Annotated in this window: 8 protein-coding genes and 1 tRNA gene; 8 read left to right on the top strand and 1 reads right to left on the bottom strand. The window is 52.3% G+C overall.

What is annotated here, in order from left to right; genetic code table 11:
• Window positions 1–136 precede the first annotated feature (136 nt).
• The 4 genes from kbl (at window position 137) to CYPRO_RS08565 (ending at window position 7,296) form a co-directional block, all read left to right on the top strand.
• A complete protein-coding gene (gene kbl / locus CYPRO_RS08580) occupies window positions 137–1,327 on the top strand; it encodes a glycine C-acetyltransferase (protein WP_114984225.1) in 1,191 nt (396 codons plus the stop codon).
• Window positions 1,328–1,372: 45 nt separating this feature from the next.
• Window positions 1,373–2,323, top strand: a complete 951-nt coding sequence (locus CYPRO_RS08575) for an NAD-dependent epimerase/dehydratase family protein (RefSeq protein ID WP_114984224.1) — start codon at window positions 1,373–1,375, stop codon at window positions 2,321–2,323.
• A 1,871-nt stretch (window positions 2,324–4,194) separates the two neighbouring features.
• Window positions 4,195–5,394, top strand: coding sequence for an exodeoxyribonuclease VII large subunit (xseA, locus tag CYPRO_RS08570; RefSeq protein ID WP_114984223.1), 1,200 nt, complete (start codon window positions 4,195–4,197; stop codon window positions 5,392–5,394).
• 585 nt (window positions 5,395–5,979) lie between these two features.
• Window positions 5,980–7,296, top strand: a complete 1,317-nt coding sequence (locus CYPRO_RS08565; protein WP_164682651.1) for an OmpP1/FadL family transporter — start codon at window positions 5,980–5,982, stop codon at window positions 7,294–7,296.
• A gap of 234 nt (window positions 7,297–7,530) precedes the next feature.
• On the opposite strand, the gene CYPRO_RS08560 is transcribed toward CYPRO_RS08565, so the two are convergent.
• Window positions 7,531–7,617: transfer RNA gene (locus CYPRO_RS08560), tRNA-Leu, on the bottom strand.
• 1,192 nt (window positions 7,618–8,809) lie between these two features.
• Between CYPRO_RS08560 and CYPRO_RS08550 the strand changes: the two genes are divergently transcribed.
• From CYPRO_RS08550 to CYPRO_RS08535, 4 genes are all read left to right on the top strand, one after another.
• A complete protein-coding gene (locus tag CYPRO_RS08550) occupies window positions 8,810–9,031 on the top strand; it encodes a hypothetical protein (RefSeq protein WP_114984220.1) in 222 nt (73 codons plus the stop codon).
• 453 nt (window positions 9,032–9,484) lie between these two features.
• Window positions 9,485–10,963, top strand: coding sequence for a cysteine--tRNA ligase (cysS, locus tag CYPRO_RS08545; RefSeq protein WP_114984219.1), 1,479 nt, complete (start codon window positions 9,485–9,487; stop codon window positions 10,961–10,963).
• Window positions 10,964–10,989: 26 nt separating this feature from the next.
• Window positions 10,990–12,066 (top strand): prolipoprotein diacylglyceryl transferase, encoded by a 1,077-nt coding sequence (lgt, locus tag CYPRO_RS08540; RefSeq protein ID WP_240644711.1) that lies wholly within the window; start codon window positions 10,990–10,992, stop codon window positions 12,064–12,066.
• 62 nt (window positions 12,067–12,128) lie between these two features.
• Window positions 12,129–12,608, top strand: coding sequence for a DUF6398 domain-containing protein (locus CYPRO_RS08535; protein WP_114984218.1), 480 nt, complete (start codon window positions 12,129–12,131; stop codon window positions 12,606–12,608).
• Window positions 12,609–13,056 lie beyond the last annotated feature (448 nt).

The raw sequence follows: 13,056 nt of genomic DNA, 5'->3' as shown, positions 1-13,056 counted from the left end.
TACACCTAAATCTGACCGCCCTTTTTCATACTTTTGTGCATCCTAAAAAAGCCATCTATTCAGCCTCAAATCCGCATTTAAAGCGTAAGTAAGCGGATATTGTGGCGCATCCTAAAATTTAATTCGACTATTATACATGTACGGTTCCCTCAAAATCCGCCTCTCTGACGAACTGAACCGCATCAAATCCGACGGGCTTTACAAAAGCGAACGGATTATTACCACGCCGCAGGGCGCCTCCATTCAAACCACCCAAATGGACGGGGTGCTCAACTTTTGCGCCAACAACTACCTCGGACTCTCTTCTCATCCCGAAGTCATCGAAGAGGCCAAGCGCACCATCGATGAATACGGCTACGGCATGTCGTCGGTGCGCTTCATCTGCGGCACGCAAAGCATCCACAAACAGCTTGAGCAAAAGCTGGCCGAGTTTTTGGGTTTTGACGACACCATTCTCTACGCCGCCGCTTTCGACGCCAACGGCGGTTTGTTTGAGCCCCTCTTCGAAAAAGAAGACGCCATCATTTCCGATCAGCTCAACCATGCGTCCATCATTGATGGCGTACGCCTCTGCAAGGCGCAGCGCTTCCGCTACAAGCACAACGACATGGCCGACCTCGAAGAGAAGCTTAAGGAAGCCTCCGGCGCCCGAAGCCGCATCATCGTAACAGACGGCGTGTTTTCCATGGACGGCACCATCGCGCAGCTCGACAAAATCTGCGATCTCGCCGACAAATACGACGCGCTCGTGATGAGCGATGAATGCCACTCCACCGGCTTCATCGGCAAAACCGGACGCGGCGTCCACGAATACCGGGAAGTCATGGGCCGGGTCGATATCATCACCGGGACCCTCGGCAAAGCCCTCGGCGGGGCCCTCGGCGGCTTCACCTGCGCGCATCAGGAAATCATCGACATGCTGCGTCAGCGCTCACGTCCGTACCTGTTTTCCAACACCCTCGCGCCGGCCATCTGCGGGGCTTCCCTCAAAGTACTCGAGCTCCTAAGCGAAACCACCGCGCTGCGCGACAAGCTCGAAAACAGCACGCACTACTTCCGCAGCAAAATGACCGAAGCCGGATTCGACATCAAACCCGGCGAGCACCCCATCGTGCCCATCATGCTTTACGACGCCAAAATTGCGCAGGAATTTGCCGCCCGCCTCCTCGAAAAAGGGATTTACGTGATCGGCTTCTACTATCCCGTCGTGCCCAAAGGTGAAGCGCGCATTCGCGTACAGATCTCTGCCGTGCACGAGCAGGAGCATCTCGACCGCGCCATAGCGGCCTTCACGGAAGTCGGCAAAGAACTTGGCGTGCTCAAATGATTGTGACAAAATCCACTGACTGATTCGACTCTTCATTCATCACACATGAAAAAAATACTGTTCACCGGCGCTGCCGGTCAGCTTGGGGTAGAAATAATATCAAAACTCAGGGCCGAACTCGGCACGGAAGCCGTCATTGCCACGGACATCCGTGAGCCTGAAGGCGAGCTCAAAAACGGACCTTTCGAAATCCTCGACGTCACCGACGAGGCCGCCATTCTCGATTGTGTGAAGCGGCACGGCATCACGCAGATTTATCACCTCGCAGCCCTGCTCTCGGCCCGCGCCGAAAAGGACATCCCGCTCGCGCGCAAGCTTAACATCGGCAGCCTGCACCACATCCTCAATATCGCGCGCGACCACAAGCTTGAGCGCGTCTTCTGGCCAAGCTCCATCGCCGTTTTCGGTCCGGACGCTGATTCCGACAACACCCCGCAGAACAGCCCCTGCAACCCGACTACGGTGTACGGCATCAACAAACTCACCGGCGAGCAATGGTGCGCCTACTATCACCGCACCTTCGGCGTAGATGTCCGCAGCCTGCGCTATCCCGGCCTGATCGGCTACAAAACCCTGCCCGGCGGCGGCACTACCGACTACGCCGTCGATATCTACCACAAAGCCCTCGCCAGCGAGCCCTTCGAATGCTTCCTTGGCCCCGACACCCGCCTGCCCATGATGTACATGGATGATGCCGTCAAAGCCACCATCGATCTCATGAACGCCCCGGCAGATCGCATTACGATCCGCACCAGCTACAACCTCGGCGCCATGAGCTTCACCCCGGCAGAAATCGCCGCCTCCATCCAACAACAGCTGCCCGCCTTCGAAATCAGCTATAATCCCGATTACCGCCAGCAAATCGCCGATTCCTGGCCCAACAGCATAGACGACGCCATCGCCCGCGCCGACTGGGGCTGGCAACCCGCCTACGACCTCCCCGCCATGACCGCCGAGATGCTCAACCGCATCCCCGAACACTGGCAACCCCAGTAACCACACCTCCCCCGGAAGCCCCGCTGCCTGCCCATGCCGCAGCACTTTTATTTTTTGGGTAAAACTCAGAGAACATCAAGGGCTTCCGGGTAAAATCCGGGATCCCAAATCGAAGATTAATGCGTTGCTTTTTTTCTTCGAAACAAGCACCCTCAGTGGGGACGGATTTCATAGATCGAATTCATTCTCCGATTGCCCACCCCTCTCTTGGATTGGAGTGTAGCACTGTGGCGTATCAATACATTGAAGCCAAAAAAAACAATGCAATAAGGCCCCAAAAGTATTTTTAAAACAGGGCTAAACAATTCCCCTCTCGAGAGGGGTGGCCCCTGTATGAGTGTGATAGGGTTGGTGAAGTTTTATTGCTTTTGAACCTTTCCAACGCCCCAATGCCCGCGGGCCGGGGTGTGGAGATGTGGTCGAAGCCCGTGGGTTTCGGTGCAAGCTGATAAGTCATGAAAGGAAAAAAGGAGGCTGATGAGACTCCGTAAACAAAATTAGCAGCCCTATCCGCACACAATTCGAACATACCCGGCAAATCCCCCCCCGATGTTATGCCGCCCCTTCAGGGATTTTGTCAGTTTGCCATTTTTAGGTTATCATACTGTTATTATTTGGGATAAAAAACTCCCCTCTTGAGAGGGGTGGCCCCGGTAGAAGCGTTTAAATGGCCATGAAGTCCGAACAGCATACAATCCCTTTAAACGTCCCAATGCCGGCGGGCCGGGGTGTGGGAGTGATGGTCAAAGCCCGTGGGTTTCGGTGCAAGCTGATTGGCTGTGAATGGAAGGAGCGGTACGGGTGCGGCTTCGATGGTAAATTACCGGCTGTATACGCAATGCGCGTGCAAGTTTCGAAGAATATAGGCGAAACATACTCCCGATAGTATGCCGCCCCTTCAGGGCTCCGATCTTGTTGGGCCGCAGTCCCGGGGTTGGCACCCCGGGCTTTGATATGCCGCCCTTTCAGGGCTGGGTTGGGTTGTGGTACATAATTTTGCCCTGATCTCTGTGCGCGTTTTTTCCCGTGGCGTAAGGAGGTAAATTCCGGTATTTGGGCGGTCACACCCCGACCCGACACCATCTGGGTTGTTTTATCATTTTAGCTGTTTCCGGCATCATGCCGCTGATAACATCTTTCCCGGGGCCACCCCTCTCGAGAGGGGAGTTTGGCACCGTGACGTTTCAGGAATTTGAAGCCTAAAAAAAACAATGCAAATAAGGCCCCGAAAGTATTATTAACACAGAGCTTTCCAATTCCCCTCTCGAGAGGGGAGTTTGGCACCGCGGCGTCTCAGAACTTTGAAGCCCAAAAAAACAATGCCAATACGACCCCGAAAGAATTGTTAACACAGGGCTTCCCAATTCCCCTCTCGAGAGGGGTGGCCCCGGTAGAAGCGTTTAAATGGCCATGAAGCCCGAACAGCATCCAATCCCTTTCAAAGCCCCAATGCCACCGGGCCGGGGTGTGGGAGTGGTGGTCGAAGCCTGTGGATTTCGGTGCAAGCTGATTGGCTGTGAAAGGAAGGAGCAAGGTGGATATGACTTCGGTCGCAAATTACCAGCTATATCCGAAAAGCGCATGTAGGGTTCGAAGATGGCATGCTAAACAAACTCCCGATGTTATGCCGCCCTTACAGGGCTCCGATCTTGTTGGGCCGCAGTCCCGGGGTTGGCACCCCGGGCTTTGGGATGTCGCCCTTTCATGGCTATGGTAAGGTTGTGGGTATTATTTATTGCGCTGATCCGAGCGGTTGGTGTTTTTCCGTGTTGCTAAGCGTACCAAGTAAATCCGCGTTCGAAAAATCCGCAGCAATTTGCCTATTTTCGGCATCAATCTTAATTCTATCACACTGATTTCAACTGCCTGCTATGCAAGCTCCTGATTTGTTTTCTCAGCCCGCCCCCAAGGTACCGGGCGTTTCTGAACTTACGATGCTCATCAAAGATTTGCTGGAAGCTTCCTTTCAGGATACGCAGGTTGAGGGTGAGGTGAGCAAGCCGCAGCAAAGCTCGGCAGGTCATGTTTATTTTACGCTGAAGGACGATAAGGCGCAGCTGCCGTGCGTGATGTGGCGCTCCACGGTGCAGCGACTGGGGTTCCGGCTCGCGCACGGGCAATTGGTGACCCTTACCGGGGATGTGCAGGTATATGCGCCGCACGGGCGGTATCAGTTCATTGTGAGGTCGGCCAAACAGGCCGGGCTTGGCGCGCTTCAGCAGGCTTTTGAACAGCTCAAGCAGAAATTACAAGCGGAAGGACTTTTTCATCCCTCCCACAAAAAAAAGATGCCGCGGTTGCCACGGCGTATTGGCATTGTGACCTCCGCGCAGGGAGCTGCCCTGCAGGATATCATTTCCACCTTCCAAAAACGATACCCGCTGGTGACCCTAATGGTGCATCATGCGGCCGTGCAGGGGGTACAGGCCGCGGGCGAAATTGTGCGCGGGATCGAATGGTTCAGTACGCGCGGCAACGTGGATATCCTGATTATAACCCGTGGCGGCGGTTCACTGGAGGATTTGTGGCCATTTAACGAGGAAGCCGTGGCGCGGGCACTGTTCGCAAGCCCGATACCGACGGTGAGCGCGGTGGGGCACGAAACCGATTTTACGATCGCTGATTTTGTAGCAGACCTTCGGGCTGCTACCCCAACTCAGGCTGTTGCCCTGCTCGTGCCGGACATCAATGATCTGCGCTTCACCCTTGATATGCAGCATGAAAAACTGCACCGCACCATCACACAGCGGATTGACCGGCTCAAAAATCACGTGCAGGCACTCGGCAGAACGCATGCGCTTCATGCGGTTTTGGACAAGCTGAAGCGCCATCATGCACAGGTAGCCCATCTTTCCAGCCGCAGCCTCTCGCTTACCGAAATGCGGCTGCTCAAAGCCCGCTCCCAGTATGAAAAGCTCAACGCGAGACTGCGCGAACTGAATCCCAACATCGCCCTCGAGCAAGGCTACACGCGGATTTGGCAGGAGAATACGTGGGTAAAACAGGCCTCCGCTTTTGAAACCGACAAACCGTTTTCCATTGAATGGCATGATGCGCGGGTTTCGAGATGAACAGGTTTTCACCCGAATGATGTGTTAGAAAATCCGGCTAATAAAGATTAGGGCTGTAACCATCCTAAGCAAATTCCCGCTTATATATACATTGGGTCACACTGCGAAATGTTAAAATCTAAGTAACATATTTGAATATGGAAACATCTTTTAAAACCCCTACCGTTTACCCGCAAGGCCGTGTTTCTTACCTTTAAGCATAGCAAAAATCTAAGTTTTTGCAGGGCTCATCCGGTATGCAATGCGACCTGATTTGCCTGAGAATAAAGAATCATTTTAACACGGCAGCTTTCGATTCTGAATCCGTCGGGGCAAGCAAAGCCCTTCCGGTTAGATGGTAAACCTTCCGCAAACCTACGCTTTATACCTTAACCTTCACTAAACAGACGGCCCGGCTAATCGACTTATGAATCCGTATCCATCCTTCAAACCTCCGAACAGCCCCAAAAAAAAGGCGTTGTACCCGGTTTTTTGCAGGTACGGCTTCAACGCCTGAACGCAAGCGGGAAGCTTCTAAAACATAACGCTACCCGCAAAATGACCGGGCATGCTTCTGTAAAAAAATATTTGATAACGGAGCAGCTCATGAAAACGACTCTCAAATCCTTTTCGCTTATCATCCTTCTCACCTGTTTTTCGGCATCTGAACTCTTTGCCGGAGGCTATCAGCTCAACCTGTTTGGGCAGCGCCAAATCGGGATGGCCCACACCGGAACCGGACTTGCCCTCGATTATGCGACCATTTCCATGAATCCCGGCGGGATGTCCTTTGTGGACGGCAACGGCCTGCTGTTTGGAACAAGCGCAACCTTCCTCAACACAACCTTCCGCACCGGTCCGGACCTGCTGCCGGTACTGCCGGGTGAAATCGAAGAAAAAACGATTCGCAATGTCCGCACCCCGTTTTCCGTCTATGCCGGATTCGACACCGGGCTGAACGGACTCAAAGCCGGACTCGGCGTGTACACCCCATACGGCAACTCTATTGAATGGGACGATAACTGGCTCTACCGCGGTCTGCTCACCAACATTTCCCTTTCCGCAATTTACATACAGCCTACCGTGAGCTATCAGCTCAGCGAGCGCCTCAGCGTAGGTGCAGGCCTTATTTATGCGATCGGATCGGTCAACCTGCAGCGCAACCCGGATATTGACCTGAGTCAGCTGGGTATCCCGAATCCGGTACCCCTTGAAATTGAGCTTGACGGCACAACGACCGCTTTTGGCTACAACGTAGGGGTTTATTATCAGCACAATAGCGCGTTTAGCGTAGGTGTGTCGTACCGCTCAAGAATTAACATGGACCTTGACGGCGGCGACGCGATCTTCACCCTGCCCGAAACCGTACCCGAAGCTGCGGCTCAGCAGCTGTTTCCGGAAGGCAATACCTTTGATGCAAGCCTGCCGCTGCCTGCCGTACTCAGCATTGGTACCGGTATCCGCGCCTCTGACGTCATGCGGCTTGCCATTGATTTCAACCTGACGTTCTGGAGCGCTTACGAAAGCCTCGCCTTCGATTTCGAAACCAACACCCCTGCCCTGCAGGATTCTGATGAGCCGCGTAATTTCCGCGATTCCTTCTCCCTGCGCGTTGGTGCAGAATACGATGCAACAAGCCGCCTGCAGCTCCGTCTTGGCACCTATATTGATCAGTCGCCCGTATCCCGCGGCTTCATTACCCCCGAAACCCCTGATGTACACCGCTACGGCATCACCGCGGGTCTGGGCTTCGAGCTGATTGAAAACCTCGACCTAAACGCCTCCCTCCTCTTCATCACCTCTTTCGAGCGGGAACAAAACATACAAAACGCTTCCGCTGAAGGCACCCCTTCCGTCGTGCCCATCGGCAAGTTCCAGACCAACGCCTTCATCCCCGGCGTATCTGTAGGCTACCGCTTCTGATAAGCTTGCTCCGCTAAAGCGCAAAACGAACAACCCTCTTACACCAAAAAAGGCTGACCTCCACCGGGAGCGTCGGCCTTTTTGGGTTAAAGTCCGGAGTTCATAACGGGTGTAGCGTCTGCAGTAGGATGATGCGCTTGGCAAACCGATAAAATATTCCATCACCACCCGCCCCCCTTATTTGTACCTGCCACAAAAAAAGCCCTGCAAATCAATGACTTACAGGGCTTTCTGTACCGCTGACCGGACTCGAACCGGTACGGAGTTTTAAGCTCCATTGGATTTTAAGTCCAACGTGTCTACCAATTCCACCACAGCGGCATTGCACTAAACTACTTTTTTTTGATGCCTGTTGCGCAGGCTGCTTTTGGAGCTTTTTCGCTCAAAAATTGTGCTTTTTGGCACTTATTTTTGAAGTACTTGATCTTAATCGATCTATCCTTCAAACAGCAAAAAGATTGCGATAGCAACGAATAAGGCAACAAAATAAAGAACACACTCTTTTTTAATTAGTCAGCCAATATAAGGCAGACCGACCTACTTCCACAAGGTAATTTTTAGGACTGACCCACATTAGCGCCCAAATTACGGTTCAAAAAAAAGAAGAAGGTACTCCTCCGAATTGACCGCAAAATTATTTCGAGCTTGAAAACCATACACGCAGAATTCTCAGCTGTCTTTTTTTCTCTTGGGACGAATCACCCATCAGCCTGATCATAAGTGAGCTATCAAGCAGTCCTTTTTTACAAAAAATCGTGATATGAGCAATAATTATCAGGCATACTTCCAGGCGTAATCCTTTAATTTTTTTTTGACAAATGAGAATGTGTACCGATTCTGTGGCAAGTGCACCCTTAACCTCACTGAACTCTGTGTAGATCACCTTCTTGTTTCGCTTTGGTATCCTTCGGGTATGCATTTGTACCCAAGCGGAGCCGCCCCTGTTTACCCGAACCCATACAGCAGGCTCTGCAAAGCATGACCCGACCTTGACCCAACTACGACCCGAACCTGATATTTTTTTTATCCTTCTTTTTGTTTAAGGATTTTGAACTCTGCAGCTGAACCTGATACATCCGCCTCTTTGATTCGCTATAAATACAAATCAAACACAGGTCAAAGACGTATCAAAGACATTTTTTACCTGTCTTTGAACTGACTTTGAATAATTTTTGACTTGTTTATGTCTCATTTTTGAGCAGACAAAAAAACAGCATCTTCCCGGAAAGTAGAAGTCTCAATTAGTGAGGTCTCAGACCGATGCTTATCCTGAACGTTGAGCATGTTTTCAATCCCCAAATCCTGAATTTCGAAAGCAGCAGGGCACGAATATAAAAATAGTATTTTTGAGCAGCCGGAAGACTCCCGTGCAAATCTGGTTTTCAGCAGCCGGCTTGGCAAACCCTGTGTGCGCACCAAACCGGAGCAATACCGGCATGAAATAACCCCGGCGGAGCAGGTTGCGTGTGCGCGGCTGAGCCTCATTTCACCTCTGCTAAGGCAGCTCTGAATCATGCTGCGGTCCGACTTCGCGGAAATGCCGGTTGGAAACCCATTCCATGATTTTGCACACCGCCGCAATTACAGCCCTGCGTTAACGGCTATTCGGCCCGACCTCAGGATGGATTACCCGAAGGCACTGGTTTCGTCAAGCTCGCGTACGATTACTTCCCTTGTTTTTGTACTGCTTCATCCTACAGGGCAGCTTGATTTAAGCTGGCTTATCTCCGAATAAGTCGTCCAATAACAGCACTTTTCTGACCGCGTGATGATCACCCTGCTAAAGCCGGAAACCGGGTAGCTTTTCTTCAATTCTGGTGCCGGGGTTCGACAGCACGGCAACTAAAAAAATCCCTTACAGGATATCTTCTCGGGCGATTTCCATGCCTGGCTCAGCTTTGCGAGTGCCTGCGGGCGTTTTGCCTCTGAAAGCTGCTACATAGGTCTGCGCTGCCTTAAGTAGTATAAGTATCCGTTAGTGGTGCTGACTCAGCACGCATCCCCCCGCATAAACAGAGCCTGCGGGACTACGGTGCCGTTGTGTGGAGTAAAAATATGGAATTGTTAAGCGGGCTGATAAGCCGGGCATGAAAGCGGTTTGTGCTTCGATAGGTGCGTTGCTTTTCGTATTTTACAAGCTTGACTGAAAACCGTTCATCCTTATTTATTACCGCATTTTTGCAGCCGCATGTCACAGCAACCGATTTATATTTTTAATACCCTCACCCGAACAAAAGAGCTTTTTGAGCCGCAAACGCCCGGTTTTGTGGGCATGTATGTGTGCGGTCCGACCGTGTACGGCGATGCGCATCTGGGGCATGCCAAGAGTTATACAACCTTCGATGTGGTGGTGCGCTACCTGCGCTATCTGGGGTTAAAAGTGCGATATGTGCAGAATATCACGGATGTGGGTCACCTGACCGATGATGCCGATGAGGGGGAAGACAAGCTGGCGAAGCAGAGCCGGCTGGAGCGGCTGGAGCCGATGGAAGTGGCCGAGAAATACACCAACCGCTATTTCGAAGATATGGACCGCCTCGGTTTGCTTCGCCCGGATATTACGCCGCGGGCGAGCGGGCACATTCCCGAGCAGATTGCGATGATCGAGACCCTGATTGCCAAGGGGCACGCCTACGAAGCCAACGGCAATGTTTATTTTGATGTGACCTCCGACCCCAACTATGGTCAGCTGAGCGGACGCCGGCTGGATGAGGCGGAGTCCGGCACGCGGGTTGCGACGGCGGGCGACAAGCGGCACCCGGCGGACTTTGCGCTGTGGAAGAAGGCCGATGACTCGCACCTGATGAAGTGGCCCTCCCCCTGGGGGGTGGGCTACCCCGGCTGGCACATCGAATGCTCGGCCATGAGCACGAAGTATCTGGGTGAGAATTTTGACATTCACGGAGGCGGTCTCGAGAATCAGTTTCCGCACCATGAGTGCGAGATTGCGCAGAGCACATGTGCCCACGGCACAGAGCATCCGCATCCCTTTGTGCGCTACTGGATGCACAACAATATGGTGACGCTCGAAGGTCAGAAAATGGGCAAATCTCTCGGCAATGCGATTTCGCTGCGGCAGTTTTATGATGGCAGTCACAAGCTGCTGAGCCGCGCCTGGGATCCGCAGGTCATCCGCTTTTTCCTGCTGCAGAGCCATTACCGGAGCACGACGGATTTCAGTGAGGGCGCATTGCAGGCGGCGGAGAATGGGTTTGCGAACCTGCGCACCTACCTCATTGACCTGCACAAAGCTGCATCCCAAACGAACAAAACAGGCGATGCGCTGCCCCTGGCTGAGATTCAGTCCGAAACAGAACAGGCCATGAACGACGATTTCAACACAGCACAGGCGGTCGCGCGGCTTTTTACGCGCATCAAGGCTGCGCGGGCGGCCTGCAACAGCGGTAAGATTCCGGTCAACCTCGATACATTTCTGAGCTGGACGACCCGCTTCCTCGATGAGGTGCTTGGCATCCTGCCGGACCTGAGCGAAGCTTCCGGCTCCGATTCCGAAACCGTCGATGGCCTGATGGAGCTGATTCTGCAACTGCGCCGGGAAGCCCGTCAGTCCAAAAACTGGGCGGTTGCCGATCAGATCCGCGACAAGCTCACCGCACTCGGCATCACCGTAAAAGATCATCCCACCGGATCGAGCTGGTCCCGCTAATTTTCTAAACTCCTTTTTCTTTTTTCATGCAGCAATCCCTTAGCGATTCTCATTTTGTGTGGCACGGCGACCCGGTTATGTTCCGCAGCGGCGTGCTTGATTTGCCTTTCGAGATCAGCATTTTCGGCCTGCTTCTGGCAGCTGCGCTGATTTGGTTCGGGTATCAGAAGCTGGACGAAAAATTTAATCCGCAGCCGGACAAGCGCCGTGCGCGTCGGCGCGATAAGCAGGAACCGCAGAAATCGCTTATTCCCGGCACACATGTCGCGGGCTTATGGATTGGCGCACTGCTGCTCGGTCAGCTTATTTTTGCGGTCATCCCCTCCCCCGGAATTGGTCAAATCGGGCCCATCGAAATGCGCTGGTATGGCTTCGGTTTCGCGCTGGCGTTTATCCTTGGCTACTTTTTAGGCTCAACCATGTTTCGTCATGCGGGCTTCAAACAGGAAGACGCCGACGCCCTGCTCATGTATTTGTTTGTGGGCACCATCGCAGGCGCGCGCCTTGGGGAAGTGCTGTTCTACAACCCGGCCTACTATTTCAGCAACCCTGCCGAAATCCTGATGGTCTGGAAAGGCGGCCTTGCGAGTCACGGCGCGTTTATCGGCAACATTCTGGCGATGTGGCTGTACGTGAGCCGTCGTCCGCACATCACCTATGTGTGGGTACTCGACCGCATGACCATCCCCTTCGCCATAGGTGGCGTGTTTGTGCGCATGGGCAATTTCTTCAATTCCGAGATTTACGGCCTGCCGACCGATGTGCCCTGGGCCGTCATTTTTGAGCGCGTTGACATGCTGCCGCGTCATCCTTCCATGCTCTATGAAGCAGGTGTTGGCCTCGTACTGTTCGTCATCCTTTGGGGCATGTACAAATACTGGAAGCATACTCCTCCTGCCGGCGCCCTGCTCGGCGTGTTCCTGACCGTTCTCTTTGCAGCCCGTTTCCTTGTGGAAATCACCAAGGTAGAACAGGCCGATTTTGCGGTTGAGTGGATTGTCGGCATGGGTCAGCTCCTAAGCATTCCGCTGGTGATTGCAGGGCTGTATATTCTGATTGCGCGGGTGAACTGGAAAGAGGGGGCCGGTAATAGTCCGGCCTGACAGTGGTTTTAGCGGGTTTGACTTGTTAACCTAAAACGCAACCTAAGCTTAAGGACCGAAACATGACCAAAGAAGAGATCAAGCGCATCGAACAGCAACTGTGCGATATGACGGCCGAATTCTGCCATGAACATATCAATGAGGAGTATGCACATCTTTGCGACAAACTCATCAAAAAACTGGGACGAAAGCGGGATGTGCCCTTTCAGAGAGGTAAGCCTGAAATATGGGCCGCTTGCGTAGTGTACACGATTGGTTCGATCAATTTTCTTTTTGATAAATCCTTTGAGCCCTACATCCCGCCCGGCATCATCCATGAACACTTCGGGACCAAAAACACGACGGTAACGACCAAAGCTTCACAGATCAGGAAAATGCTGAAATTAAAACACTTTGACCCTGAGTTCTCGACGGGGCACATGGAAGATTCCAACCCTTTGAATGATATTGTGATGATCGACGGTATGCTCGTACCAATCTCCTCTTTGCCTGAAGACATACAGGAACTGGTGAGGTATGAACGCAGTAAGGGGGGGAAATAACAAACTCAGGTTGTAACAATAGTGGGGGGGGGGAAAGAAAACCCCGGAAAAAATGAGCAAATCTTACCGCTGCTGCTAAAATCTTCTTTACAATATACCTGCCGGCAATACTCGCTAATTCATTCTATGGCAACAGCAGAAGTTTACAATGCACTGAGCGCTCATTCCCGTTAAACAGCACCCTAACAGATGGTCCGTAAGCGGTTTTTTCAGAACCCTCATTGAAAGAGACTGCTCAGGAACGAAACAGCAAAATAAGGCGTATATAAGTCTATCTAATTGTGACAGAATAATTTATAATCTGAATTGCAGATAGCTTCCTAAAATAATGCGACTGAGAAGACTGCTACCTGTACACGTTGACTGAATTCATTTCATCAGTCCAGAAAAATAATGCTGAAATATTATTCTGTTTGACTATTTTAAATATTAATAAGCTTTGTTTGAC

The sequence above is a fragment of the Cyclonatronum proteinivorum genome (genome assembly GCF_003353065.1).
Classification (GTDB): domain Bacteria; phylum Bacteroidota; class Rhodothermia; order Balneolales; family Cyclonatronaceae; genus Cyclonatronum; species Cyclonatronum proteinivorum.
Note: the sequence above shows the minus strand (reverse complement) of the source record. Positions and strands in the feature narration are given on the sequence as shown.